Here is a 26,734-nt window from a genome sequence, read left to right as displayed (position 1 = left end):
CCTAGCGTGGGGCCCGTGCAGCCGAGCAGCCTCATCTTCGTCCTTGTCGTGGCGATCTGGGCTGTCTATCTGCTCCAGTACTGGATCAAGCGCCGCGACCACCTCTCCACCGTGCGTTCCGTCGACCGCTTCTCCGCAGCGATGCGGGTGCTCGACGACCACCGCCTGCGTCGCGACACCGCTGAGCCCACCCCCCGCTCGTACTCCGTCACACCGGCACGTGCTGCCCGCCCCGAGGTGACGGTCAAGCACGCCGAGGCCCCGATCCGCGCACGCAAGGTCGAGCCCGGCGTCGGCGCTGGCCGTCGGCTCCGCGGCCTGACGCTGCTCACGATGCTCGTCATGGCACCTGTCGTCGGGCTCGTCGCGGCCTTCGGCCCGCTGCCGTGGTGGGTCGCCGCCGCTTGGCTCGTCGGGACGGTGGCTGCCTTCGGGTGGCTGCGTCAGGCGGTCCGGGTAGAGCGTGCGACGCGTGGTCGTGAGCGGGTCGTCCAACGACGGGCAGCCCAGTCCACCGCAGCGCGCTCCGAGCGCGTGGAGCGTGTCGAGACCGCTGCACCGTCGCCGGCCCCGCGGCGCAGGGCCGAGCGCATCTACGACGTCGCGACCACCGCACCGGCCGCAGAGGTCCTCGTGGACGACGCACCGCTGGAGGCTCGTCCACTCGAGCCCGGCACGTGGGAGCCGACTCCGGTGCCCCGCCCGATGTACACGATGAAGGCGCGCGCCGGCCGGCCCGAGCCGATGCCGCAGGCGTCCGCCCCCGCGGCCGTGGACCCTGAGGTCCCGCAGGTCATCGACGTCGAGGACGAGGACCTGCCGGCCATCGCCGGCTGGGGCTGACCCTCCCTTCGCCTCCTCAGGCGTCGTGCGGGGACGGGCCGTGATGGCGTTTGGCCCGCTCGTCGGCCTCGGCGAGGTCCGCCCTGATCTCGGCGCGCTCGGCGCCCGTCACGAGCTCGGACGGGTCGTCGGCGTCCTCGGGCACCGGGGCGAGCAGGTTGTGACCCACGGCGTTGAGCACGGCCACGAGCGGGACAGCGGTCAGTGCCCCGATGACGCCACCGACGATGATGCCTGTCGCGATGGCGAGGATGACGGCCAGCGGGTGCACCCGGACTGCCCGGCCGAGGAGCAGGGGCTGGAGCACGTGCGACTCGAGCTGCTGCACGGTGATGACGACGCCGAGCATGATCAGGGCCGTGATCGGGCCCTTGGCGACGAAGGCCAGCGCGACCGCGACGAACCCGGACAGCAGGGCGCCGACGATCGGGATGAAGGACCCGATGAAGACGAGCAGAGCGATGCCGGAGGCGAAGGGGACGCCGAGGACCAGGGCGCCCACGCTGATGCCGAGCGCATCGGTGCCGGCCACGAGGATGGTCGCGCGGGTGAAGGCCTTGAGCTGGTTCCACGCGATCGCGCCGGACGAGAGGACCTTGGCCCGGGCGGTCCGCGGGAAGAGGCGCACGAGCCAGGCCCAGATGCCCGCGCCGTCGTAGAGGAAGAAGAAGAGCGAGAACATCGCCAGGAAGAAGCCCGTCAGCAGGTGCCCGACGGTCAGGCCGGCCTGGGCCGCCCGGGAGGACATCGCGTCGCCCTCGGCGAACTTGCTCCACGTGTCGGAGACATAGGTCGTGATCTGACCCTCGGTGAGGCCGAAGGTGTCGACGGCCCACTGCCGGGACTGGCTCACGCCCTCGCTGACCTGACCGACGATGTCGTCGAGCTGCGTGGCGAACTGGTTGCCGACGAAGCTGAAGAGGGCCACGAGGACTGCGAGGGTGCCCAAGACCGTGACGAAGGCGGCGAGGCCGCGGGGCAGCACGATCCGCAGCCGGTGGAGGACGGGCTCCAGCAGCGCCGCGAGGAGCAGCGCGATGATCACCGGGAAGACCACCTCGGACAGCTTGGAGATCAACCAGAGCAGCGCGACGATCCCGACGCCGATGACCAGCGAGCGCCACACCCACTCGGATGCGGCGCGGAAGTTCGGCGGGACCGATGCCGAGCCGATCGGGCTCGGCGGGGTGGTCTGAATGACGATCTGCCGGTCCTCCGGCGGCGCCGCGGGCAGCTGTGGCAGCTGGGGCAAGCGGTGTCGGATACGCGGGATCCGCAGGCCCTGGAAGCGGCGTTTGTCGGTCATGCACGTCCTTTGACTGGGGTGCGCCTGACTCTAGTCGCGGCGATTGTTGACCCGCGCCATCACGGTGTTATGGTTGCCGTCGTTCTTGGGGCTGTGGCGCAGTTGGTAGCGCGTCTCGTTCGCAATGAGAAGGTCAGGGGTTCGATTCCCCTCAGCTCCACCACCGAAGGCCCCCGCCATGGCGGGGGCCTTCGTCGTTGCTGGGCGACCGCGACGCGCATGGGCCTGCCGTCCCCGCCCATCGGCATGCACCTCTTGCCGCAGGACCAAGCGCTCTGCTACCAACAGATCACGCAGTTTGGTTCTGGAGGAGGAGCGCATGATCACCACCCCGACCGACACGTCCTGGCTCACCACGGGTCGCTATGTCAGCGATGGAGGCCTGGAGACGGACCTGATCTTCAACCGCGGCATCGAGCTCGCCGAGTTCGCCTCCTTCCCCCTGGTCGAGAGCGACCACGGCCGCGCAGTGCTGCGCGACTACTACGACGGCTACGCGGAGGTCGCCCGCCGTGCTGGCGTCGGCCTGACGCTGGAGGCGCCGACCTGGCGAGCCAACCCCGACTGGGGCGCCCGCGTCGGGTACGACCATGCGGCCCTCGACCGGGTGAACCGTGCCGCCATCGAGTTCCTCGACGGACTGCGGGCCTCGTACTCCGACCTCGCGGACGTGCGGACCATCGGGACGATCGGTCCGAGAGGCGACGGGTACGTCTCGTCGGGGGAGGTCGACCCCGAGGAGGCGGCCGAGTACCACCGCCTCCAGGTGGAGGCCTTCGCCGCCGCCGGCGTCGACGTGGTCGCGGCGTACACGATCCCCAGCGCCAACGAGGCCCTGGGGATCTCGCGCGCTGCACGACGGGCCGGCGTCCCGGTGCTGGTGGGCTTCACGGTGGAGACCGACGGTCGGCTGCCGGACGGGTCGGCGCTGCGAGACGCGGTGGCACTGGTCGACGCCCAGGAGCCGCCCGACGGCTTCATCGTCAACTGCGCCCACCCCACCCACATCGCATCCGCGCTCGACGAGGGTGAGTGGCTCGGCCGCATCGTCCAGGTCAACCCCAACGCCTCCACACTCAGCCACGCCGAGCTCGACGAGGCAGAGGAGCTGCACGCGGGCGACATCGGGCTGCTCGTCACGTCCTGCGCCACCCTGCGCGAGCGGCTTCCGGCGTTGTCCATCGTCGGCGGCTGCTGCGGCACCGACGCGCGCCACGTCGCCGCCCTCTGGGGCGTCTGAGCGCCCCACCCGTCGACCGGGCCGAGGTGGCGTGGAGCCTCGGTCGGCCTCAGCCCACGCTCGGTGCGCCGAGGTACGCGTCGTCCCGGGTCCCGACCCGTCGGGCCGTCGCCAGATGCCCGCCCAAGTAGGCACCGACGCCGGAGACCCCGGCCCCGACGAGCGCCAGTCGCGCACCGCGCTCGTCGTGGCCCGCGCGTCGGGCGAACCATGACGAGGCGTAGGCGCCGACAGCGACGGCATTGGTCACGGCGTGGACGAGTCCCACGCGCTTGTCGCGAGGCCCAGCCTCTGACCACTGGGCCCACCCGGTCCAAGCGGTCGGCCCGAAGGCCACGAGTCCCGTGCCGACCAGGGTCCGAGCAGGGGCCGCCCACCGGCCGCGCCCGACCACGTCGAGGATGCTCGCCGACAGCCACGTCCCGAGGACGACGTCGGTCAGCGCCGGATGGAGCGCATGACCGAGCCAGTCACCGCGCAGCACCGCCCCTCTCGTCCCGGACCCGAAGATGGCGCGGACGTGCGGCTCGAGCGCCTCGACGGCAGGGTCGAGGGCGGCAGCGTCCTCGAGGCGTCGGGTCATGTTCACGAGCGCGGATGCTGAGGTGGCTTCCATGGTGGTCTCCTCGACCGGCTGGGTGTCGCGATGGCGCGGGCAGGCTCCCTTCCACCTTGCTCCGACGTGCGGTCGAGCGCAAGCATCGACCGTGCCACAGTGACCTCGTGGACGTGACCCTCTCGAGCAGCGCCGCCCAGCGCCTGCGCGACGCCGACCTGACCTACGCGCCGGTGGGCGGCACCCAGACCGGTGAGGTCGCGAGCGGGTTCGCCACGTTCAGCCGCACCCGCACCGTGGGAGCGGGGCGGGAGCGCTTCGAGGTAGCAGCTCGTGACCTCCTGCGTTGGGAGATGCATCGTCGGGCGGGCCTGAGAGTGCAGGCGTCCCACGACCACGTGGCGACAGGCGCGGTGGCCATCCTGCGTCTGGGAGTCGGCAGATTGGCTGTTGCGGCACCGGTCCGCGTCGTTCATGTCGTGGACGAGCCGGGACGCCAAGGGTTCGCGTACGGCACTCTCCCCGGCCACCCCGAGAGCGGCGAGGAGTCCTTCGTCCTCGAGCTTCAGCGAGATGACTCGGTGGACTTCACCATCACCGCCTTCTCACGCCCGGCGACGTGGCTGGCCCGTGCCGCAGGGCCGGTCGGGCGCCGCGTCCAGTCGTCGATCACCGCCCGGTACCTGCGGTCGGTCTGATCGGAGTAAGGGGGTGACGGGCGCTCCCTTCGGCAGTAGCGTCGATCTCCACCGAGACCCAGGAGACGACCATGCGCCAGGTGACCTACTCGATGGGCTCCACGCTCGACGGCTACGTCGTGGGGCCGGACGGCGGCTTCGACTGGGCGACCCCTGACGACGAGGTCTTCGCCCAGCACCTCCACGACCTGCGGGGCACGAGCGTGCACCTGCTGGGTCGGCGGCTCCACGAGACGATGCTCTACTGGGAGAGCGACGGCCCGGACCTCGACCCCGCGGAGCGGGAGTGGGGGCGGAGGTGGCGCGAGCTGCCCAAGGTCGTCTTCTCCACCACCCTCACCGAGGTCACCGGCAGCAACACCCGGCTGGCCGTCGGCGGGCTCGCTGAGGAGATCGAGCGCCTGCGCTCCGAGTCCGACACGGGCGAGATCGCCGTCGGCGGCGCAGAGCTGGCTGCCGAGGCCGCCGAGCTCGACCTCATCGACGAGTACCGGCTCTTCGTCCACCCCGTGCTGGTCGGTGGTGGACGGACCTTCTTCCCCGAGCTCGAGCGGCAGGTGTCGCTCGAGCTGGTCTCCAGCCGGGCCTTCGGGTCAGGGGTCGTCGCCTCCCGCTATCGCGTGGCGCGCTGATCGACCTTCGGAGCGACGGTCAGCTGCTCCAGTCGCGCAGGACCTCAAGGACTGTCTGCCGCAGCCACTGGATGCCGGGGTCGGGGATACGCCGTCGGTAGGTGTAGCAGGACACCTGCACGGGTGGCACGTCCAGCGGAAGGGCGAAGGGGGTGACCCGCGCAACCTGGCGGAACTGCCGGGCCACGGTGCTTGGGATGATCGCCAGGCAGTCACAGCTTTCTACGAGCTGGGGTAGTGCGGCGAAGTGCGAGATTCGCAGAGCAGCGTCGCGGGTGGCGCCGACGCGAGCGAGGGCCTCGTCGACGTCGGTGTGTCCCGCGGCCGCGTCCACGGTGATGTGCCGCTCTGCGCAGAACTCCTCCAGGGTCGGATCCTCACGAAGACGAGGATGGTCGGTGGCCCGTATGCCGCAGTAGACGTCGTCGAAGAGCATGGTGCGCTCGATGTCGGGCGAGGTGATCCGAGGAATGCAGATGATCGCGTCGGCGTGTCCTTGTCGCAGTTCGTCCTCGACCCGCCCCATGTCGAGCGGGTCGACCCTCAGGCTGACCCCTGGCGCCTCGACGCATATCCGTTCGAGCAGCGGGGGCAGGAGACTCACCTCGCCGAGGTCGGTCCACAGGAGGCGGAAGGCGCGGCGGGAGGTCGACTGGTCGAAGCCCGTGGTGCCGTCGAGCGTCGCGTCGATCGCGTCAAGGGCGTCTTTCAGGTGCGGGTAAAGCTCATCGGCCCGGTGGGTCGATCGCAACCCCCGCGGAGAGCGGCTGAAGAGCTGGTCGTTGAGATCCCGTCGCAGCCGTGCCAGGGCATGGCTCACCGAGGGTTGCGTGACCGACAGCCGCTCGGCCGTTCTGGTCACGCTTCGGGTTTCGTGGAGCAGGACGAACGTCCTGAGCAAGTTGAGGTCCGACAACACCACCCCAGTATAGATGCGGTCGATGCACTCATGATGAATCTTCATTGGACCTAATGGCTCGGTTGCTTCTAGCGTCTGACCTCGCGCACAGAGCAGTGCGGGAAGGTCTTCGGCTGCTCGTGCCCACGCACGCGGTCCGAGTGGCAGGGGTCGATGCGTGCCCAGTCGCCCTGCCACGAGGAGTTGTGCCTCATGCCCCGACCCTTCCGATCCGCGCCTTCGGCCGGTACCTCAGCCCGCCTGGTGCTGGTGCTCTGTGCCCTGTCCATCGTCTTCGAGGGCTACGACATGGTGGCCTACGGTGTGACCCTGCCGGCGATGCTCGAGGACCCGGCCTGGGGCCTGTCGACCGAGTACGCGGGGGTCGTCGGGAGCTACGCCCTCGTCGGCATGCTCGCCGGATCGATCACCGTCGGCGCCATCGCCGATATCATCGGGCGACGGTGGTTGATGATCGGCGCGACCGCTTGGTACTCCGCATGGACCGGGGTCTGCGCTGTGGCGCCGGACGCCACCCTCTTCGGCTTCGCCCGCTTCATGGTCGGCTTCGGCGTCGGTGCCCTCATCCCGCTCGCTGCCGCGATGGCCGTGGAGTTCGCGCCGAAGGGCCGGGCTCACACCCACAGCGCAATCGTCTGGGCGGGCTATCCCGCTGGCGGGGTCCTGGCTTCACTGCTCGGCCTCTGGGTCATCGACGCTTTCGGCCCGCGGGCGATGTACGCGATCGGCACCATCCCTCTCATTGTCTTCGTGCCCCTCATGCTGCGGCATCTCCCGGAGTCCCCGTCCTTCCTCCTGGCGCGAGGTCGTCACGACGAGGCTTACGCCGTCGCCGACGCCGCAGGCATCGACCGGCCGCTGCCACCGCTGGCCGAGGAGCGTTCGGGCCCGCGGGGCCTCTTCACGCGAGGCCTCTGGGTGACGACCGTGCTCATGGGTCTGCTCAGCGCGTGCGGCCTGATGCTCACCTATGGGCTCAACACCTGGCTGCCCAAGATCATGGAATCGACCGGGTTCGGTGCGAGCTCTGCCCTCGGCTTCCTGCTGGCGCTCAACGCAGGCGCCATTCTCGTTCCCCTCGTCGTCTCACGTGCGTCGGATCGGATCGGCGCGCAGATCGTCACGGCTGGAACGCTGGCGGCGGCAGCCGTGGCGATCATCATGCTCAGCACGGACTCGCCGATCGCCTTCCTGTACGTCATGGCCTTCGTCGCTGGCGCCGGGACGATCGGTGCGCAGGTGCTCATCTACGGCTTCGCTGCCGCATCCTTCCCCGCCTCGTGCCGTGCGGCGGGCACGGCATGGACTGCGTCCGTCGGTCGTATCGGTGGCATCGTCGGCCCTACGCTGACCGGCTTGGTCATCGCCGGTGGCAGCGTGGCCCCGGCCTTCTACATGTTCGCGGGCGTGGCCTGCGTCGGTGCCGTGGTCTCCCTCCTGGTGCCTCGGCGCAAGGCGGTCGCGGCCCGAGTGCCGTCTGAGCCCGCGGTGGCAGTGGTCGAGACGGGACGCTGAAGGATGAGCACTGCCGTGCTGTCGGATCTCGTCGACGAGTTGCCTGAGGGCGTCGTGGTCATCGACGCCGATGTCGTCGAGGCGTACCGGGCGGACATGGCCAGTCTCGTGGAGCCGGGACGTCCGCTCGCGGTCGTTCGGCCCACGAGCACGACCGAGGTCTCCCGCTGCCTGGCCTGGGCGCAGCGCACCGGAACTCCGGTCGTACCGCGGGGCGCCGGCACGGGCCTCTCGGGTGGAGCCGCGGCGCGTGACGGCAGCATCGTCCTGTCGCTCGAGCGGATGGACCGCATCCGGGAGATCGACCACGGAAACCACCTCGTCGTCGTCGAGGCTGGGGTGGTCAACGCCGATGTCTCGCGTGCTGTCGCCCAGCACGGACTCTTCTACGCGCCGGACCCGGGTAGCTTCGAGGTGTCGACGATCGGTGGCAACCTCGCGACCAATGCGGGCGGCATGCGGTGCGTCAAGTACGGCGTGACCAGGCAGTCGGTCCTCGGCCTCGAGGTCGTGCTCGCCGACGGGCGCGTGCTGACGACGGGTGGCCGGACGGTCAAGGATGTCGCCGGGCTGGACCTGACCCAGCTGATGATCGGCTCCGAAGGGACCCTCGGCGTCATCACCGCAGCCACTCTGCGGGTGCGTCCGGCACCCGCGAAGACCGCGACCTTCATCGCGAGCTTCGGCACCTTGGACCAAGGGAGCCGCGCGCTCGCCGCGATCTTCGCCTCCGGAATCACCCCGAGCGTCCTCGAAATGCTCGATCGGCACACGGTCAACGCGGTCGAGGACCACCAGCGGATGGACCTGAACCGGGATGCGGCGCTCCTGCTCATTGGCCAGACCGATGGCGGGGCATCGGTGGCTGACGCCGATGCGCTCGTCGAGCTGTGTCTCGAGGCAGGTGCTGACATGGCCTTGGCGACGAGCGACCCCGAGGAGGGACACCTGTTCATGCACGCGCGGCGCCTCGCCGGATGGGTCGTCATGGAGCAAGGTCCGACGGTCATCGAGGACGTGGCAGTTCCGCGGACGAGGATCGGGGAGATGCTCACCCGCGTGGAGGGCATCAGCCGGGCAGTCGGCCTGCCGATCGCCACCGTCGGTCATGCCGGGGACGGCAATTTGCACCCAATGTTGCGTCTGCCTGACCAGTCCGAGCACTCGCGCCGCATGGGGCTCGAGGCGGCTGATCGCATCTGTGCGGCAGCCATTGCCCTCGATGGCACGATCACGGGCGAGCACGGTGTCGGTGAGCTCAAGCGCGAGCACCTTCATCAACATTTGGACGCGACGTCGATCGACGTCCAGGTGGCGATCAAGCGTGCTCTGGACCCCGGCGGGATCCTTAATCCCGGTCGAGGTTTCTGATGGAAGGGAGCCCCATGTCACCTGACCTGCAGCAGTGGGTGGAACTGGACAGCGGAGGGCGACGGGCGAGACGGCACGAATCCCTCGTCCGGGCACGGGGCGAGAGGGACAGCCACCATGCCTGGATAGCGGTGCGCGAGTCGGATGCGCCCTCCGACACGGGGGAGTTGGGCGCCGGAGAGCTCGCGGGGATCCCCTTCGGGGTCAAGGACAACATTGACGTCGCAGGGTTCACGACCACTGCAGGCAGTCCACTCCTTTCCGACCAGCACGCCATCCTCGACGCTGATGTCGTGGGTGCACTTCGCGAAGCCGGGGCCGTAGTGGTGGGGAAGACGAACCTGCACGAATTGGCCTTCGGGGGCACGAGCAACAACGCGACCTACGGCCCAGTCCGCAACCCCTTCGACTCCGCCCGCGTGGCGGGAGGGTCGAGCGGAGGCAGCGCCGCGGCCGTCGCACTCGGCAGTGTCCCCTTCGCTCTGGGGACGGACACCGGCGGATCGGTGACGGTGCCGTCGTCCTTCTGCGGAGTGCCGGGCTTCCGCCCATCCACGGGACGCTATCCGGGTTCGGGTGTGGTCAACTTGTCGACGACACGCGACACCGTCGGCGTCCATGCCCGTACAGTCGCGGACATTCGTACGCTGGACCGCATCATCATCCGCAGCGGTCGTTCCGACCCGGACCCGGAGCTCGGGGAGGTAGTGCTCGGCCGGGTCCCCTCGCGTTTCGAGGACGTGGAGCGTGAGGTTGCGAGGGTGCTCGGGGCCGCCACAGAGACACTGCGCCGCAACGGTGTCCGGATCGTCGACGTGCAGGTTCCAGACGACCTTGAGCTGGCCGGTGGTGCCGGGTTGGACCTGGTCTTCTTCGAGGCCATGAGGCTGATTCCGGGACGGGTTGCCCTGGGCGCAGACCGTCACCCCGACATGAGATCTCTCGTCCACCGGATGGCGTCACCTGATGTCCGGCGTCTCGTCCAGGACATGGTGGCGACGAACCTGTCGCTCGAGGCATATGACCGCGCGCGGCGCCAACGATGGGATCTTCGTCGACGGTTCGCCCGGGCCTTTGCCGAGTCGGGTGTCGATGCGCTGTTTGGGCCCACAGTGGCGGTGCTGCCGCCGTCGATCGGGGATGACGACCTCATCTCTGTCGATGGAGTGGAACGGCCGACCTTCGGCACGATCATCCGTAACGCAGGTCCGGGATCAGTCGCCGGTTTGCCGATGATCACTCTTCCTGCGGGTCGTTCCTCGGCCGGCCTGCCCGTGGGGCTCTGCCTCGAAGGGCGGCCCTTCGAAGACCACCGACTGCTGGCGGTCGCTGAAGTGCTCGAGGCCGTGCTCGGGTAGATCAGACGTGGTCCCCGCGCGGTAGCGCGTGCGCGGGCATGACGCCCATGAAAGGCGCCCTGCTCATGGTGCTGCGCCGGATGGAGTCGAGGAGTGCCGCTCGTCCCTTCTCGATATCGGTCGTGAGGGCGTCCACGGCTGCCTGCCCGCCGGCTCGGGTGCTCGCCAGCAGTTCCCTGTGGATCTCGCCCAGGACACGGGCGTCGTAGACATCGTTGACCGTGGACACCACCCACAGCAGCTCTGCCTCACACCGGGCGTATGCCTCGTGCAGACGTTCGACGCCGGACAGTTCGATGATCGAGGTGTGGATGCGCTGGTGGACGGAGGCGACTTCCGCCGGGGGTGCGTCAGCAGGCAGGTCGAGCAGATCCTGCGTGCGCTGCTCCAGCGACCCAAGGTCGTGCTGGCGCTCCACGATGATGCGCATGGCACCGGCCTCGAGGGTGAGTCGGTAGTCCCACAGGTCGTTGATCCGCTCGGCATCGAGGATCGGGATGCGAGCGCCGCGGTTGGGTACGTGCTCGAGCAGCCCCATCGACATCAGCTCGGCGAAAGCTGCCCTGACCGTGTGGCGACCGACCTGCATGCTTGCAGCGACCGACTCCTCGGTGATGCGCTCGCCCTGGCGCAACTCACCGGCCAACAGCAACTCTCGTACTGTGGCCACGACCTTCGATCGGCTTGACTCCCTGTTCACACCTTCATCCTTTCAGGGGCCCTCGGGTGGGGGGACAAGCGGTCTCGTCCCCCCACCGGAAGCCGGTGCTGCGGTCCGGCGTGGCGGGGCCATGGTCCTATCGGGAGATGACTTCGGCCGTCTCGGTGGGAGTCATCCGGCCACGGGCCACGACTGACTCGACGAATTCGGCGGGCATCTTAGGAGTCAGCAGGCTCGCGAGATACATGACGACGAAGCTGAAGACGATTCCCAGACCACCGTTGATGAAGATGTTCGGGATGGCTTCGAGGATGAAGTGCAGCCAGAAGAAGAAGGCTGGACCCAGGACGACTGTCACCAGAGCGCCGATCGTCGTTGCACCGCGCCAGTAGATGCCCATCACTAGGGGGCCGGAGACACCGGCGAAGAATCCGTAGAGACCGATCGTGGCCACGACGGCGAGGAACTCAGGTGGCTCCCACGCCAGGGCGAGGGCCACGATCGCCGACACCATGATGGTGGCCCGGGTGATGAGGAGCGCACGACGATCGACGAGCGCCCGTCTCTCGGGTGACACGTCGCCCTTCTTGAGAGCGAGCCGGCGGTAGATGTCGTTGCCGACGCAGGCGCCCATCGACGAAAGCACGGAGTTGACCGTCGAGATGGCCGCAGCGATGACTCCCACGGCGAAGATGGCCGCGAAGACCGTCGGGAACAGGGTGTTGACGAGGACGATCGGCGCCTGATCGGGGCTGTCGACCCTATCGGGCATGAGGGCTCGTGCGGCTAGTCCGGACACGGCGCTCATCGAGAGGATGAGAACCGTGACCCCGCTGATGAGGATGAAGGAGCGGAACTGTCGGGGACTGTCGAGCATCAGGAACCGGTTCGCCAGGTGCGGTTGCGTCGCGAACATCCCCTGGAAGAGGGCGATGCCGGCAAGCGCGAGGATTCCGCTGTAGACCGGGGAGTCCGGGTTGAAGACGGCAGTGAGGTTGGGGCTCTCGTTGGCGAGATTGGTGCTGATCTCGTTGATGTTGCTGTAGATGAAGAGGCTGCCGACGATGACGACCCCGCTGGCGATGACCATGATGACCGCCTGCCATGCATCGGTCTTGACCACGGCGTAGTTGCCGCCCACCAGGGTGTAGATCGCGACGAGGACGGCAACCGCAACGAGCCCGACGGAGTAGTTGAGTCCACCCGTGAGGTTGAGGATCTGTCCCACTCCCGAGAACTGCGAGACGATGTAGAACACGTTGGCCAGGTACAGCACGGCCACGAGCACGCAGAGCAGATCGCTCTGGTAGCGCGAGCCCACCCAGTCCGGCAGCGAGAGGGAGCCGAACCTCATGCCGACTCTGCGGAAGACCTTGCCGACGAGGATGAGTCCGCCGGTGAAGACAAGAGGCACGATGAGGATCCACCAGAGTCCGGAGAGTCCAGACGCGAAGGCGAAGCCGGCGACTCCTAGGAATGTGGCAGGACTGGCCTGGGTGGAAGCCGTCGACAGAGCGAGCGACACGTGGCTAAGGCCCTTCGGGACCTGATGGTCAGCCATCGAGCTCGAGCGTTTGGCGCCGGTGATTCCCATTGCTACGAGCATCCCGACGAGCAGGGTGATGAGGATCCAGAACGTCACTTCGATCATGACGGCTCCTCGGTGACGAGGTCTTCGTCATTGGCTCCATAGGTTGCGTACAGGACGCCGATCGTCAGGGTCCACCCGACGATCAGTCCCACGATCAAAACCCACCACATGGTCATGTTCTTCTCCGACTTCATTGGCGAAACATGCGTACTTGGACAACTTCTCTGGTGCCAACCAACGCCGTGTTGGGCTATTGGCTGACCGATCAAACGGGTGCTCGGGAGAGTCTGCGCGGATGGGTAGAACGCTCCCGGCGGGGCATTCAGCCTCGTGTCGCTGGTGCGGCGACACTCAACGTCAATGGAGGACGTGTGAGCTGTTCACGCAGTCGCTCGGCTCTCGCCTGTGCCGCGAGAACTCCCGCGTGCTTGACCTGCTCGTATCCGCGGATGCCGTCAGGCAGCTCGGCGAGCTGTACGGCCACGGCGTGATTGAGCGGAGAGACGCGATCCACGAGCTCGTCGACGAGCTCGAGATACCACCGCTTCACGGAGCGTTCCTCGATACGGGAGGCCTGTCGGGCGAAGGGGTCGAGGGGCGTCTCGCGCAGGCGTCGGGTGGCGCGCAGGGCCTTGAACGCCGGGTCGAACCACGACCCGATGCGGATCTTGCCCATCCCGAGGCGTCGCGCCAACGGGGGTTGGAGGTTGTACGCGATCTCGACTTCGCCCTCGAAGGTGTCGGCGACGTGGTCGGCGAAGCCGCGCTTGAGGTGCAGCCGGGCGACCTCGTACTCGTCCTTGTACGCGGTCACCTTGAACAGATGTCGGATGACCGCGTGGGTGAGCTCCCGACGCTGGGGTGCCACGCGGTCCTCGGCGGCCGCCACCTCGAGCACCTTGCCCAGGTAGTCGTGGGCGGGCGCGGCGTGGTCCGCGTAGTCGAGCAGCTCCGGCAGGCGCACAGCCAGCAACCGTCGGCTCTCTTCGTCCAGGCCCTCCGTCCGCGTCCAGAGCTGGTCGAGGACGGCCTGTGCGGGCGCCGCCAACTCACTGCGGCGGCGGGTCAGCTCAGTGGCTGCGTCCGGGGCGGGCGGGACGATCTCGTCGATGACCTGCTGGCGGTCGATCGCCCACAGCCGGCCGTAGCGGAAGGCCTGGATGTTGCGGTCGACGGCCACTCCGTTGATCCGCAGCGCCTCTTCGATCGCATCCGCGGAGAGCGGGAGCAGTCCATGTTGGTATGCAGTGCCGACGACGATGATGTTGGTGAGCATGTAGTCGGCGAATAGCTCGTCGGCGATCCACCGGGCGCGTACCTCGACGAGGTCATCGGTGACCTCGTCGATGCTGGCGCGCAGCCCGGCCGAGTCCACGGTCGCGTAGACGTCGCGTACCTGCTCGCCGGTCGGGAAGAGGTCGGAGTTCAGCACCGCGGAGGTCCGCTCGGGGGTGCAGCGCTGAAGATTGGTGATCGCGCCGGCCCCCACCTCGTCGAGCGCGAGGTACGCGTGGGCCTGTCCTTGGCCGGTCTTGCTCGTCCAGTGCGTCAGGCCCTCCGGGACGATGGCCAAGCTCGAAAGCACCGGACCCCACTTCTGTGCAGCCCCCGTCTGGTCGAAGGAGTGCACGCCATGGCCATCAAGCATCGCGGCTACGGCGAGCACGCTGTTGAGGGTCAGGACTCCGGTGCCCCCCACCCCCGGCATGTAGAGGTGGAAGGGCTCGTCGGCCGGTAGCTGCGCCCGGGTTGTCGGCTCTGCCAGCTCGTTGTTCTGGATCGTGCGCGGGTCCCGCTTGCGATAGCCATGGCCCTCCTCGGTCCGCACCGTGACGAAGGCGGGGCAGTCTCCCTTGATGCAAGAGAAGTCCTGGTTGCACGATGAGGTGTGGATGCGGGTCTTCGGGCCGAACTCCGTCGGCGTCTTCTGCAAGGACATGCAGTTGCTGGAGCGGCCGCAGTCGCCACAGTTCTCGCAGACGTCTTCGTTGACGACGACGAACTCGGTGGGCTTCTCGAGCTTCCCGCGCTTCTGCAGGCGACGCCGCTCGTTGGCGCACGACTCGTCGTAGATCATCACCGTGCAGCCGGGGACCTCCTCGAGCTCCGCGGCCGTCGCGACCATCTTGTCCGCGTGCCGGACCTCGACGACCGCCGCGATCGGTTGGCTCGCGTACTTGCGTGGTTCCTTGCTGAGGATGACCATCCGCTTGACACCTTCGGACTCCAACCCGCGGGTCAGGTCGGCGAGCCCGTGCTCGCCGACCGGGGTCTGGGCGCCGGTGTTGGCCAGCACGCCGTTGTAGAGGATCTTGTAGGTGATGTTGGTGCCGGTAGCGACCGCCCAACGGATGTTGAGGTAGCTCGAGTGGTACAGCGCGCCGTCACCGAGGTGCTGGACCATGTGCTTCTTGTCGGTGTACCGGCTCAGGCCGACCCAGGGCAGGCCCTCGCCGCCCATCTGCGTCATGACATCGATGTGCCGCTCGGGCTGTTCGATGACGGTGTTGAAGCAGTTGCACCCTGGTGCGCCCCAAGCCTCCTGTCCGGGGGCCAGGACAGTCGAGGCGCTGTGAGGACATCCTGAGCAGAAGTTCGGCGTGCGGGCCTGATGGGCGACGTGCTCACGCTCGCCGATCTCGGCCAGCACACGCAGGCGCGGGGCATCCGTGAGGCCGGCGATGTCGGCGCCGAGGAGCTCCGCGAGGCGGAGGGTGACGAAGTCGGCGTCCATCCCGCCCTCGACGGGAAAGACCCGACCTCCGGTCGAGTCGGTCTTGCCGGTGACGTCGATCGGGCGGCCGAGAGGCTGCAGCGCCGCCCGCACCTGCTGCTCGATGACGTCGCGCTTCTCCTCGATGATGATGACCCGGTCGAGGCCGTCGGTGAAGTCGCGCACCGCGTCTGCGTCGATCGGGTAGATCAGCCCGAGCTTGAGGATCCGCACCCCTGCAGCCCGCAGATCCTCCTCGGTCACCCCGAGGTTGGTCAGCGCCTGTCGCAGGTCGGTGTACGACTTGCCTGCGGTGATGATGCCGATCGTGTCGCGCTTGCCGCTGACGACGACCTCGTCGAGCCGGTTGGTCCGGGCGTACTCGCGGACGGCGACGTGCCGCTCCTGGTACAGATGACGCTCCATCTCGACGTTCTTGCCGGGGAAGAACGAGAAATCGGTCCGCTTGACGAAGGGGGCACCCTCGATGGTCACCTCGGGCAGGACAGGGCGCGCGTCATCAGGGTCGAACGTGACCGATGCGGCCGAGTCGCACAGTGAGCTCGTGAGCTTCATCGAGACCCAACAGCCCGAGAAGCGCGACATCGCTACGGCATGCATTCCGAATGTACGGAACTCCGCCACCGACGACGGATAGATGACAGGGACACCCGCGGACATGAAGGCGTACTCCTGCTGGAAGGGCATCGTCGAGGACTTCGCCTCGTGGTCTTCGCCGGAGAGGATGACGACGGCGCCATGCTTCGACGTGCCAGCGAAGTTGCCGTGCTTGAGGGCGTCGCCACTGCGGTCGACCCCAGGGCCCTTGCCGAACCAGATGCTCGTGACGCCGTCCCACTGCGAGTGCGGGTGGTCGTCGAGCATCTGCGTGCCCATGTGGGCGGTCATCGCGAGCTCTTCGTTGCCTGCGGGGAGGAAGGTCGTGTCGTGCTCAGCCAGCAGATCGGGAATGCGCTCGAGATTGAGGTCGAGGCTGCCGATGGGGGAGCCCGGGTACCCGCAGATGAAGGTGCCGATCCGCAAGCCGGCGGCACGGTCGCGTCGTGCCTGCTCCAACGGGAAGCGAATGAGTGCCTGCATCCCTGGCAGATAGTGGGTGCCACCTTCGGCCACCAGGCGGTCCGACAACTTCATTGACATCGTCCTCCAAGATTGTGACACAGTCTTTGTGTCACAATCAGTGTGCGGGAGCGATGGTGCCTCGTCAAGTGATGAAGATGTCGAGTCCAAGGAGCACACGTGAAACGTCAGTGGCCGTCACCGACCTTCCTCCGCGAGACCCTGCGCCCGCCCCGACCCTCGCGCCACCCCGTCCGAGACCGGGTGGACCGCGCCACGAGCATCGAAGACCTCCGTGACATCGCCCGGCGGCGGGTACCAGGTGTCGCCTACGACTACATGGATGGGGCGGCCGGCTCGGAGCTGAGCATGGCCCGCGGTCGACAGGCCTTTCGTGATGTCCACTTCCATCCCCGTGTCCTCACCGACGTCAGCAGCATCGACTTGACGACGACCATCGGTGGGGCTCCCTCGGCGCTCCCCTTCGGCATCGCCCCGATCGGGCTCACCCGTCTCCTGCACCACGAAGGGGAGGCTGCCGGGGTCCGCGCCGCAGCCGCCGCGGGCATCCCCTTCGCACTGTCGACCATGAGCTCGGTGTCGCTGGAGGACGTTGCCGCGGCAGCACCAGGCGCCCGGCGCTGGTTCCAGCTCTATCTGTGGAAGGACCGGGCCGCGTCCGTCGAGCTGATGTCACGGGCCTCCGAGCAGGGTTACGACACACTGCTGCTCGCGGTCGACACCCCCGTGGGCGGTCATCGCCGGCGGGACGTCCACAACGGCATGACGATCCCCCCGTCCTTCGGGATCCGAGACGCTGCACGCGTCGCCACCCGCCCGGTGTGGCTGGCAAACTTCCTCACCACGGAGCCGCCCGCCTTCGCATCGCTGAAATCCTTCCCCGGCTCGGTCAGCGACCTCATCACAGAGATGTTCGACGCCAGCCTGACCTTCGATGACCTGACCTGGTTGCGCTCGGTGTGGAAGGGGCGGCTGCTCGTCAAGGGCCTGCAGGATCCCCGTGACGCACGTCGTGCCGTCGGCCTGGGCGCTGACGGCGTGGTGGTGTCCAGCCACGGAGGACGCCAGCTGGACCGCACCACCGCACCTCTTCGACAACTACCTGCAGTGCGCCAGGTCCTCGACGGGACCGGCGCCGAAGTGCTCGTCGACAGCGGCGTGATGAGCGGCGCCGACATCGTCGCGGCACTCGCCCTGGGCGCCGACTTCGTCCTCGTCGGTCGCGCATACCTCTACGGTCTGATGGCAGGAGGAGAGTACGGCGCCACACGAGCCCTGACGATCCTCGAGGACGACATCCGCCGCACGATGCAGCTGCTCGGCGTCGCATCCGTCCGCGAAATCACGCCAGATCTCGTCACTCTCGGGTGACTGACGTCAACGTCGGGTCGTGCCGTCGCTCCTCGGTAGCCGGGAAATCCGGTCCTGGTTGGGCCACCCCGGCCCAACCAGGATGTTCAGGTTCAGACTCGGCGGCGCCCCCTCAGCGCAAGACCGGCGCCCGCCAGGGCGACGACGAGCGCGAGCCCACCGAGCACCCGGGCGAGGGTGTCGGAGGAGTCAGCCGTGGCGGTGGGGGCCGCGGGAGTGGCCGTCTCGCCCCCTTCGTCAGCGGTGGCGTCGTGGCCGCCCTCCTCTGCCGCAGTGACCTCGAAGCTCGGCGCCGGGTTCTCCGGCTCCTCGCCATCCGCCTTCGGCAGGTCCGACCAGTCATAGACCTCACCGTCGGAGTAGGTCTGCTTCGCGGGGAGCGTCAGCGTGCCGGGCTTCGGGAGCGGTCCCGCGCTGATCGCGAACTCCTGGTACTCGCCGGGGGCGATGCCGGCGGCCGTGGAGTCCGCGGTCCACGTGATCGTGCGCGGAGCCTCGCTGAGCGTGAGCTCGTTGGCGGTCACCTTCTCGGGCAGCTTCTCGGTCGTGACCTTGGCGGTCCACCCGGGGACCGGACGGACGGACACGCTCGCGAGAGGCCGGTCCTGGGGGAGGGTGACCGCGAGCTTGGTCGTGGAGGCCTTGTCGGACTCGTTGGGCACGCGGAAGGTCAGAGCCGCGTAGCCGCCGGAGGCGGTGGCGTCGGGCGTGACGCGGACGTGGGCCGAGGCGGGCAGGGCGCTCGCGGTCAGGGCGGCGAGGGCGAGGGTCAGGGCAGCGCCGGAGCGCAGGGTCGTGCGGTTCATGGAGGATCCTTCGAAAGAATGGGTGAGCGGGAGAGGCCTCCCGCCGCACCCCGACGAAGGGGGTGGGTCAGGCGGCCGTGGGGGCGTGGCCGATCGGTGGGCCACGCTGACCGACACCACCGGGCGCCACGACGGCGCGGCTCGGTTCGCCCCCTCTGGAGGGGGCGAACGCCTGACCCACCACGAGGAGCAGGACGGGGACGGCAGGCAGCCTCGGCCAGAGCATCTGGGCGACGCGCCAGACGGCCTCCTCGCCACGTGCGAGGACGAGCGCCAGCAGCAGGGCGGCGACGGTGTGCGCGAGGACCATCCCCGCACCCGTGTCGTGCGGCGTGGGCGTGGTCCCACCTGCACAGGTGACCACGGCGTGGTGCGAGTCGATGGTCGTGCAGGTGGCGGTGCTCGTCTCGGCGGCGGTCAGGACGGCGTGGAGCAGGACCTGGGAGGCACCGAGCGAGAGCGTCAGGGCCACCCGGCCAACCCGGCTCCGGGTGAGCAGGAGCCCGCACCACAGGAGGGCGAGCCCGGTGAGCGTGGCCACCCCCGGCGAAGGGAGGGCTCCGCCACCGACGACGTGGGCGCCGGTCGACAGGCCCAGTGCGGCCGCTGACCAGGCACTCGCCCGAGCCAGGCGTAGCGCACCCGTGCTCGGAGAGACCATGCCCCGGATCCTATGTGTCTGTGCGCTCCCCGAGGCGACGGACGGGGCCGAAGGTCAGGGCCAGAGTCAGGGCCGCGGTGATCGCGAGGAGCCACAGACCGATCGCATAGGACTCGGTGCGGCCGTAGACGAAGCCCATGAGCAGCGGCGGGATGAAGCCGCCCAGACCGCCGGCCGCACCGACGATGCCGGTGACGCCACCGACTCGGGCGGGCTCGGTGACCTGCGCGACGAGGGCGAAGACCGCGCCGCTGCCAGCGCCCAGGGCGGCGGCCATCGCGAGGAAGGCGATCGTGCCGCCCGCGTGGAGTGGCGGGTTGGCTGCCGCCATCGCGGCGCAGACGGCGGTGACGGCGAAGACCACGCCGAGCACCGGGATGGCTCCGACCTTGTCGGCCATCGCGCCGCCGATCGGTCGCGCGATGACGGCGACGAGGACGAAGCCGGCCATCCGGAGCGAGGCATCGGCAGCGTCCAGGCCGTGCCCGGTGATGAGGTAGGCGGGCAGGTAGACCGAGAAGGCGACGTACCCGCCGAAGGCGACGGCGTAGAGGAGCGCCGCCATCCACGTCACGGGCAGCGTGGCATTGGTCCGCAGGCGCTGCACCAGGCTCGTCGTCGGCACGACCCGACCCGGGGCGTCACGCATGAGGAGCCACGCGACGACGGCGTATCCGGCCAGGAGGGCGGCCGTGATGACGAAGGGGAGGGCCGCACCCTTGTCGAACAGACGCACGGTCGTCAGCGCGGAGATCGCGGTGCCGCCCATGCCAGCGCCGAAGATGCCGACGGCGAGACCGCGCTTGGCGGGTGGGAACCAGGCATTCACGTACGGCACGCCGACGGCGAAGATCGTGCCGGCGATGCCCAGGAAGAACCCGATCACGATCAGGAGAGCGTAGGACTCGAGAGCGAGGAAGGGGATCGCCAGCACCGGGATGATCGTCAGGACCGAGATCACCGGGAACATCACTCGTCCGCCGTGGCTGTCGGTGAGCGACCCGACGATGATCCGCCCGAGTGAGCCGACGACGACCGGGACCGCGACGAGCAGCGAGACATCGGACTCGCTGAGCTCACCGAGCTGGCCTGTGCTGCGGAAGAGCGGACCCAGCGGGCTGAGCAGCGCCCAGGCCCAGAAGTTCAGGACCGACCCGATCGTGGCCAGGGCCAGCATGGTCCACGGGGACCCGACGCGTGGCTGCGCCGACTGGGTGCTGCTCATCGACGACCTCCGGGGCGGGACGTGGGCCGCGGGCGCGGTGCTGCGAGCCTAGCCAAGCCCTCACCCCGTGGCGAGGGGCAACTGCTGCCACTGCAGGCGGATGGCGGGGGTCGTCGAGAGCGACTCGAAGGCCGCCTCGGCAGCCTCCCGGAGGCCGTCCGCGACGTCCTCCCCTCCGCAGACCAGATCCAGCACCCGGCTCGTCGCCCCGGTCAGCTCCGGCCGCGGGATCGCGGCCCAGCCACCGCGTCCGCGCATGCCATGGTCGTCCGCCGGCAGGTCGGCGAGGAAGCGGGCGACGGCCGCGGAGGCGACGGCCGCGTCGTCGTGGTCCACGTGCAGCCGGAGGGTCGCGACGGGACCCTCAGGATCGGTGCCCCAGAGCCAGTCGAGGTCGACGCGCCATGGGGCGGGGTACGGGGCGTGCGAGTCCATGCGGACCAGCCTCGCACGGGGGGAGCGGCCGTGGCCGGTCAGGGAGCGGAGGGCCCGGTGATCAGCCGCCCGTCCGCCGACCGCGGCCAGGCGTTGGCGGTGCACCCGTGCAGCGAGAGGGTCTGCTGCACCATGACAGGAGCCGGACTGCCCTTGCGCGGGCAGCGCTGATGGCCCAGCCCGAGCCCGTGACCGACCTCGTGGTTGACGAGGTAGTGCCGGTAGAGCTCGAGGTCCTTGATGTGCGGGACCCCCTCCAACCAACGGTCCAGGTTGAGCAGGACGTACTGCCCCGCCCTGCAGGAGGTGTAGCCGTGGGTGTTGGCTCCAGCGGCCGCGCACTGCTTGTCGACCGTGTCCGGCGTGGCCAGACGGATGGTCAGGTCGGCATCGGTGGTGGTGACGCGCTGGAAGCGCCAGTGCCCACGCGCCGTCCAGCCTCGCGGGTGGCGCAGGGTGCGGTCGACCGCGGTGGCGAAGCCCCTCGGGGACACCCGAGCACCCTGCTCGACCTCGATGCGGTAGGTGATCAGCTCGCCCTTGGTCCCGCGGACCGGGCTGCGCGTGGGCACGGCTCGGTAGCGCCCGGTGGAGCGGTAGGTGCGCTTGCTCGACGAAGGGGTGGCGCGGGTCGGTGACGTCGTGGTCGACGAAGTGGTGGCGCGGGTCGGTGACGTCGTGGTCGACGAAGGGGGAGTCGTCGACGTCGTCGAGGTGGCGCCGGCCGGGCTCGCCGGCCCGGGCGAGGTGCTCTGCTCGGACTCCGAGGCGCGAGCGCCCTTGAGCCCCACCGCGATCGCGACGATCAGCACGACGACGGCGAGGACGGCAGCCACCTGGCGGCGCCGGGCCTGGTCGACGTCGCGAGGTGCGAGTGGGCGGTGTGAGGGCACGAGCCTCAGGATACGTGCGCGTGAGCGATCAACCAGTCACGCAGTCGCAGCGTGGAGAGGCAGTCGTACTCGTTGTACTGGCGCAGATCCTCCAGTCGGACGGCCGCCTCTGCCGCATCGCCCACGGCGACCGCCTCTCGGTAGCGCTGGTACTCGATGATCGAGTCCCCGCCGGCGGTCACGCCGTCGGCGTCACGCAGGTCATCGCCCATGTAGAGCGGCTCCAGCCGCTTGATCGAGTACGACGGGCTGCCCACCCGCACCGCCGACTTGACCGCGGCATAGAGGTCGACGAAGACGCCGCCGTCGAGCAGGTCGGCGACCTCCTGCTGGCAGACCTCGTGACGGGCGGCCAGTCGGGTGAGGGCGGTGCGCTCGTACGGGGAGTAGTGGAAGACGTGCAGGTCCGGCCAGCGCTCGAGCCGCTCGCGCAGCCAGTCGACGAAGCCGACGAGTGCGGCGCGCTCCTGCTCGCGGTCATGGGCCCAGAAGGGGACGAACTCCCCACTCGCCGTGAGGGACCCGAAGAGGTACTCCAGCCCCTGATCGGTGAGGGTCGCGCCCTTCCACAGCGGGTCGCCCTCGAAGTCGAAGAAGACATCGCCCTCGCTCGGCAGGGGGAGCGCCGCGAGCGCGGCCGGGTCGTGGATCTCGTAGGGCAGCGGTTGACCCGGGCTCGGCTCGGTGAGCTGGAGCGTGGCCTGGCTGCGGATGCTGACGAGCCGCGAGTCGTCAACTCCCGCAACGGGGTCGGTGCCCTCAGCGAGCTGGGTCATGGTGGTGATGCCCGCCTCCAGGAGCAGCCGCCGGATCGAGGAGCTGACCCCCGCCACGAGCCCCACATCGCCGCGCGAGGCGAGCTCGGCCCGGCAGGCGTCGCAGTGCAGGCAGGCGCGCCAGCGCGCATCTCCCCAGGTGACGGGTCGCGTCTGCTCGACATGGGTGTCCAGGACCTCGAGCAGACGCTCGCGGACCTCGGCGAGCTCCTCCGCCAGGTCCTCGCGCAGGGTGTCGTGGTGGGTCCCGTCGCCGAGGATCAGGCGGACGAAGGGAGCGACCTGCACCCCGGCGTCGGCGAGCGCCTCGGCGTAGGCGGCGACCTGCAGGAGCGCGTGCGGCCGAGCGCTGCGAGCCAGCTTGGTCTCGGCGACGACCCACCTCCCGTGGTCATCGCGCAGGAGGTGGTCGGCACGGCCGACGAAGCGCTCGCCACGCACGGCGGCCTGGTGCACGAGGCGGGTCCGGGGGTCCCGGAGCGTGCCGAGGACCTCGTCGGGGCCCAGGCGACGGGCATCGACGACGCCGTCGCCGGCGAGTCCGCCGACCTCGACGGTCAGCGCCTCGGTGACCTCACGCTCGTAGTCCCGGCCGAGGTCGCCGAAGCGCTCCCGGATCGGGTCGGGCTCGACCGGCACGCTCGCGCGGCGCCCCAGCCGCACGTCAGCGGTCACGAGCAGCCCGTACTCGCACTCGCGCCCGTATCTCAGGTCACCCGCGGTGATGACCGCGGGCTGGGGGAGACCGTCGACGAGGGGGAAGTCCATGGCCTCGAGGGTACGAGGAGGCTGCGACAGCGCTGCGTCACACCCGGCTGCGTCACACCCAGCTGGGGAACCACATGCGCCAGCGCCACTGGTCGTACGGGATCACCTGAGCGGTCCAGATCGGCCAGTAGAAGGCGAAGTTGGCCAGGACGATCAGCAGGTAGATGCCCACGGCGATCTGCCCGATGCGGCGTCGGCGGGCATCGGCGCCCGGTGGGCCGAGCGCGAGGCCGAGCATGAAGACCACCGCGAGGATCACCCAGGGCTCGAAGGCGATCGTGTAGAAGGTGAAGATCGTGCGGTGCTGCAGGAAGAACCACGGCACCCAGCCGCCGACGAACCCGGCGAGGACCGCCCCGGCGCGCCAGTCGCGCTTGAAGGCCCAGTGGTAGGCGAGGAAGAAGAGCGCGGCCGTCGCCAGCCACCAGATCGAGACGGAGCCGAGCGAGGTGATCGCCTTGGAGCACTTCTCCACGTGGCAGCCGGTCATGCCCTGCGTCGGCGACTCGTAGAAGAAGGAGGTCGGTCGGGACTGGATCATCCACGACCAGGGGTTGGACTGGTAGGTGTGCGGCGAGGTCAGGTGATCGTGGAAGTCCAGGACCTGCACGTGGTACTGCCACAGCGAGCGAAGGGCGGGGGGCAGCCACTGCACGCCCTCACCCGGGTGGTCGGCGGCCCAGGTGCGGTCGTAGCCCGTGCGCGTGACGAACCAGCCGACCCACGACGCGAGGTAGGTCGCGAGGACGACGAGGGTCATCGACAGGCCGGCCCAGACCCCGTCCTTGCCGATGCCCGCGACGACCCAGTGACGGGCGCCCGCCGCCCTTCGTGCCCCGATGTCCCAGAAGACGGTCATCAGGCCGAAGGCGGCGAAGAAGTACAGACCGGACCACTTCGTGCCGCAGGCCAGACCCAGCGAGAGTGCGGCGACGAGCCGCCACGGCCGCCACCAGAGCATCGGCCCGGTGCGGAAGCTCGACGAAAGCGTGGCGGCCCGCTCCGCCAGTCGGGCTCGCGACCAGTCCCGGTCGATGAGCAGCGCGCCGAAGGCGGCCAGGGCGAAGAACATCAGGATGATGTCGAGCAGACCCGTGCGCGAGTGGACGAAGTGGTGCCCCTCGAAGGCCATCAGGAAGGAGGCGATCGCCCCGAGCCAGCTGGACCCGAAGAGGCGCCGCGCGATCCGGCCGACCATGAGGATCGAGATGGTGCCCAGGAGGGCGACCGAAAAACGCCAGCCGAAGCTGGACGTCGGTCCGAAGATCCACTCGCCGAAGGCGATGATCCACTTGCCGACCGGCGGGTGCACGACCATGTCGCCCTCGGTGGCGTTGAAGATCGCGGTCGTGCCCTGGGTGAAGAGGGGGTCGACCTTTTCGCCGTCGCCGTTCCAGCGCTGCTCGACGCCGTAGTCGAGCATCGAGACGCCCTGCTTGACGTAGTAGGTCTCGTCGAAGACCAGCTGGTGGGGGCGACCCAGGGCCGAGAAGCGCAGGAACCCGCCGATCGCGGCGAAGAGCAGCGGACCGACCCAGCCCCACAGGACATCGGTGGGGCGGAATCCGAGCAGGCGCTCACGCAGCTGCTGCCCCCGGTCCATGCGCGCCATCGTAGGCGAGCGAATGGCTCCTCGCGGCGAGGTGCTGGGATGATGCCCGCATGCCCCTCGTCCTCGCTGCCACACCCATCGGCGATCCGCGCGACGCCAGCCCGCGTCTGCGGGAGGAGCTCGCGGGGGCGGACGTCATCGCCGCGGAGGACACCCGGCGCCTGCGCGGCCTCGCCGCCCGGATCGGTGTCGACCTGCCTGCGCGCGTCGTCAGCTACCACGAGCACAACGAGGCCACCAAGACCGCAGAGCTGCTCGAGCTGGTGCGGGAGGGCCAACGGATCGTCCTCGTGACGGACGCCGGGATGCCGTCGGTGTCCGACCCCGGCTACCGCTTCGTGCGCGCCTGCATCGACGCCGACCAGGTCGTGACCTGCGTCCCCGGTCCGAGCGCCGTGCTCATGGCGCTGGCCGTCTCGGGGCTGCCGGTCGACCGCTTCTGCTTCGAGGGCTTCCTCCCGCGCAAGGCAGGGGAGCGGCGCTCGGTCCTGCAGGAGGTCGCGGCGGAGCGCCGCACGATGGTCTTCTTCGAGGCGCCCCACCGCATCGCCGCGTCGCTGGAGATCATGGCCGAGGTCCTGGGCGCCGACCGTCAGGCCGCCGTCTGCCGTGAGCTGACCAAGACCTACGAGGAGGTGCGCCGGGGCGGCCTCGCCGAGCTCGCCGAGTGGGCCGCCGAGGGGGTCAAGGGCGAGATCACGATCGTCGTCGGTGGGGCCGAGGAGAGGAGCGTCTCCCTCGAGGACGCGGTCGCCGAGGTCCTCGCCCGCAAGGACCGCGGCGCCCGGCTCAAGGACGTCTGCGCCGCCGTGGCCACGTCCACGGGGCACGGCAAGAAGGCCCTCTACGACGCCGTGCTGGCCCACCGCAGGTCCCTCTCAGACTGAGGTGGGACAATCCCGGCCATGACCGAGCCGCTGCCCGAATCAGGCACCGACCTGCCCGTCGACACCGAGACCGCAGAGACCTCAGCCCAGGCCGCAGAAGCCGCCAGAGAAGCCGCAGAGGGCGCCAGCGAGGCCCGCGCCGAGCACGGGGCCCGGCCCGGGAGCGAGCGCACCGTCGTGCACCTGCTGCGTCACGGCGAGGTCGACAACCCCGACAAGGTCCTCTACGGGCGTCTGCCCGACTACCACCTCTCGGCCCTGGGTCGGGAGATGGCCGAGGTCGTCGCGGAGCACCTCGCGGACGCCGATCTGGCACTCGTCGTGCACAGCCCGCTGGAGCGCACCGCCGAGACCGCGGCGCCGACGCTCGCCCGTCATGGCCTGACGGCCGTCGTCGACCCCCGGGTCATCGAGGCGGGCAACAAGTTCGAGGGGCGTCGCTTCCGCAAGCGCCTGCTGCTCGACCCGCGCCGCTGGTGGTGGCTGCGGGACCCGACCAAGCCCACCTGGGGTGAGCCCTACCGAGCCATCGGCAAGCGGATGATGGCCGCCATCGAGGACGCCCGCGACCACGCTCGAGGCCAGGAGGTGCTGATCGTCAGCCACCAGCTGCCGATCTGGACCATCCGCAGCGTGCTCGAGCACCGCAACCTCTGGCACGACCCGCGCCGGCGCAAGTGCAACCTTGCCTCCCTCACCTCGGTGACCTTCACCGGGGACGAGATCACCGATGTCACCTACAGCGAGCCCGCTGCGCACCTCTACGCGCACGCCGCCACGACCCCTGGAGCCTGAC

23 protein-coding genes and 1 tRNA gene are annotated in these 26,734 nt (G+C 69.3%); 11 read left to right on the top strand and 13 right to left on the bottom strand.

What is annotated here, in order from left to right; all coding sequences use genetic code 11:
• The first annotated feature begins 15 nt into the window (after positions 1-15).
• Positions 16-843, top strand: a complete 828-nt coding sequence (locus ASG73_RS15005; RefSeq protein WP_055996988.1) for a hypothetical protein — start codon at positions 16-18, stop codon at positions 841-843.
• Between the two features lie 16 nt (positions 844-859).
• On the opposite strand, the gene ASG73_RS15000 is transcribed toward ASG73_RS15005, so the two are convergent.
• A complete protein-coding gene (locus ASG73_RS15000) occupies positions 860-2,149 on the bottom strand; it encodes an AI-2E family transporter (protein WP_055996985.1) in 1,290 nt (429 codons plus the stop codon).
• Between the two features lie 87 nt (positions 2,150-2,236).
• Here ASG73_RS15000 and ASG73_RS14995 point away from each other — a divergent pair.
• A tRNA-Ala gene (locus ASG73_RS14995) sits at positions 2,237-2,312 on the top strand.
• 156 nt (positions 2,313-2,468) lie between these two features.
• On the top strand, positions 2,469-3,389 hold the full coding sequence (locus tag ASG73_RS14990; RefSeq protein ID WP_055996981.1) for a homocysteine S-methyltransferase family protein: 921 nt from the start codon (positions 2,469-2,471) through the stop codon (positions 3,387-3,389).
• Between the two features lie 49 nt (positions 3,390-3,438).
• Here the strand turns inward: ASG73_RS14990 and ASG73_RS14985 are convergent, their stop codons facing one another.
• The gene (locus ASG73_RS14985; RefSeq protein WP_055996978.1) at positions 3,439-4,005 is read right to left on the bottom strand and encodes a DUF2231 domain-containing protein; all 567 of its coding nucleotides are present in this window, start codon (positions 4,003-4,005) and stop codon (positions 3,439-3,441) included.
• A gap of 107 nt (positions 4,006-4,112) precedes the next feature.
• Here ASG73_RS14985 and ASG73_RS14980 point away from each other — a divergent pair, with 107 nt between their 5' ends.
• Positions 4,113-4,643: a DUF1990 family protein gene (locus ASG73_RS14980; RefSeq protein WP_235499474.1), complete on the top strand. Its 531-nt coding sequence runs from the start codon at positions 4,113-4,115 to the stop codon at positions 4,641-4,643.
• Positions 4,644-4,714: 71 nt separating this feature from the next.
• Entirely contained in the window at positions 4,715-5,275 is a 561-nt protein-coding gene (locus tag ASG73_RS14975) for a dihydrofolate reductase family protein (RefSeq protein WP_055996974.1), read from the top strand.
• 19 nt (positions 5,276-5,294) lie between these two features.
• Here ASG73_RS14975 and ASG73_RS14970 read toward each other — a convergent pair whose 3' ends face one another.
• The gene (locus ASG73_RS14970; RefSeq protein ID WP_055996971.1) at positions 5,295-6,239 is read right to left on the bottom strand and encodes a LysR family transcriptional regulator; all 945 of its coding nucleotides are present in this window, start codon (positions 6,237-6,239) and stop codon (positions 5,295-5,297) included.
• 147 nt (positions 6,240-6,386) lie between these two features.
• Between ASG73_RS14970 and ASG73_RS14965 the strand changes: the two genes are divergently transcribed.
• The 3 genes from ASG73_RS14965 to ASG73_RS14955 are packed head-to-tail and all read left to right on the top strand — an operon-like array spanning position 6,387 to position 10,438.
• Positions 6,387-7,709: an MFS transporter gene (locus tag ASG73_RS14965; protein WP_200946866.1), complete on the top strand. Its 1,323-nt coding sequence runs from the start codon at positions 6,387-6,389 to the stop codon at positions 7,707-7,709.
• A gap of 3 nt (positions 7,710-7,712) precedes the next feature.
• Entirely contained in the window at positions 7,713-9,080 is a 1,368-nt protein-coding gene (locus ASG73_RS14960) for an FAD-binding oxidoreductase (RefSeq protein WP_055996968.1), read from the top strand.
• Positions 9,080-10,438 (top strand): amidase family protein, encoded by a 1,359-nt coding sequence (locus ASG73_RS14955; protein ID WP_327077498.1) that lies wholly within the window; start codon positions 9,080-9,082, stop codon positions 10,436-10,438. Before ASG73_RS14960 ends, ASG73_RS14955 begins: the two co-directional genes overlap by 1 nt.
• A 1-nt stretch (position 10,439) precedes the next feature.
• On the opposite strand, the gene ASG73_RS14950 is transcribed toward ASG73_RS14955, so the two are convergent.
• The 3 genes from ASG73_RS14950 to ASG73_RS14940 form a co-directional block, all read right to left on the bottom strand.
• Positions 10,440-11,108 carry a GntR family transcriptional regulator gene (locus tag ASG73_RS14950; protein WP_162253992.1) on the bottom strand — a complete coding sequence of 223 codons (669 nt, stop codon included), beginning with the start codon at positions 11,106-11,108 and terminating at the stop codon, positions 10,440-10,442.
• Between the two features lie 127 nt (positions 11,109-11,235).
• Positions 11,236-12,750: a sodium:solute symporter family protein gene (locus ASG73_RS14945; protein WP_055996962.1), complete on the bottom strand. Its 1,515-nt coding sequence runs from the start codon at positions 12,748-12,750 to the stop codon at positions 11,236-11,238.
• A gap of 262 nt (positions 12,751-13,012) precedes the next feature.
• Positions 13,013-16,585 carry an indolepyruvate ferredoxin oxidoreductase family protein gene (locus ASG73_RS14940; RefSeq protein ID WP_268766365.1) on the bottom strand — a complete coding sequence of 1,191 codons (3,573 nt, stop codon included), beginning with the start codon at positions 16,583-16,585 and terminating at the stop codon, positions 13,013-13,015.
• Positions 16,586-16,663: 78 nt separating this feature from the next.
• Between ASG73_RS14940 and ASG73_RS14935 the strand changes: the two genes are divergently transcribed.
• A complete protein-coding gene (locus tag ASG73_RS14935; RefSeq protein ID WP_055996957.1) occupies positions 16,664-17,875 on the top strand; it encodes an alpha-hydroxy acid oxidase in 1,212 nt (403 codons plus the stop codon).
• A gap of 92 nt (positions 17,876-17,967) precedes the next feature.
• Here the strand turns inward: ASG73_RS14935 and ASG73_RS14930 are convergent, their stop codons facing one another.
• The 7 genes from ASG73_RS14930 to ASG73_RS14900 form a co-directional block, all read right to left on the bottom strand.
• On the bottom strand, positions 17,968-18,681 hold the full coding sequence (locus ASG73_RS14930; protein WP_055996955.1) for a YcnI family copper-binding membrane protein: 714 nt from the start codon (positions 18,679-18,681) through the stop codon (positions 17,968-17,970).
• Positions 18,682-18,748: 67 nt separating this feature from the next.
• Positions 18,749-19,342 carry a hypothetical protein gene (locus ASG73_RS14925; protein ID WP_055996952.1) on the bottom strand — a complete coding sequence of 198 codons (594 nt, stop codon included), beginning with the start codon at positions 19,340-19,342 and terminating at the stop codon, positions 18,749-18,751.
• 10 nt (positions 19,343-19,352) lie between these two features.
• Positions 19,353-20,567, bottom strand: a complete 1,215-nt coding sequence (locus ASG73_RS14920) for an MFS transporter (protein ID WP_055996949.1) — start codon at positions 20,565-20,567, stop codon at positions 19,353-19,355.
• A gap of 60 nt (positions 20,568-20,627) precedes the next feature.
• Positions 20,628-21,002, bottom strand: coding sequence for a hypothetical protein (locus ASG73_RS14915; RefSeq protein ID WP_055996946.1), 375 nt, complete (start codon positions 21,000-21,002; stop codon positions 20,628-20,630).
• A 38-nt stretch (positions 21,003-21,040) separates the two neighbouring features.
• Entirely contained in the window at positions 21,041-21,895 is an 855-nt protein-coding gene (locus ASG73_RS14910; RefSeq protein ID WP_055996944.1) for a DUF3152 domain-containing protein, read from the bottom strand.
• Between the two features lie 5 nt (positions 21,896-21,900).
• A complete protein-coding gene (locus ASG73_RS14905; RefSeq protein WP_055996941.1) occupies positions 21,901-23,439 on the bottom strand; it encodes a TM0106 family RecB-like putative nuclease in 1,539 nt (512 codons plus the stop codon).
• Positions 23,440-23,491: 52 nt separating this feature from the next.
• Positions 23,492-25,042 (bottom strand): dolichyl-phosphate-mannose--protein mannosyltransferase, encoded by a 1,551-nt coding sequence (locus ASG73_RS14900; protein ID WP_055996938.1) that lies wholly within the window; start codon positions 25,040-25,042, stop codon positions 23,492-23,494.
• A 59-nt stretch (positions 25,043-25,101) separates the two neighbouring features.
• On the opposite strand from ASG73_RS14900, the gene rsmI reads away from it, so the two are divergent.
• Together rsmI and ASG73_RS14890 are read left to right on the top strand one after the other, a co-directional pair.
• Entirely contained in the window at positions 25,102-25,938 is an 837-nt protein-coding gene (gene rsmI, locus ASG73_RS14895; protein ID WP_055996935.1) for a 16S rRNA (cytidine(1402)-2'-O)-methyltransferase, read from the top strand.
• 18 nt (positions 25,939-25,956) lie between these two features.
• Positions 25,957-26,733: a histidine phosphatase family protein gene (locus tag ASG73_RS14890; protein ID WP_082567287.1), complete on the top strand. Its 777-nt coding sequence runs from the start codon at positions 25,957-25,959 to the stop codon at positions 26,731-26,733.
• Position 26,734 lies beyond the last annotated feature (1 nt).

Source organism: Janibacter sp. Soil728, assembly GCF_001428305.1.
In the GTDB taxonomy this organism is placed as follows: domain Bacteria; phylum Actinomycetota; class Actinomycetes; order Actinomycetales; family Dermatophilaceae; genus Janibacter.
This window is presented reverse-complemented; position numbering and strand designations above follow the sequence as displayed.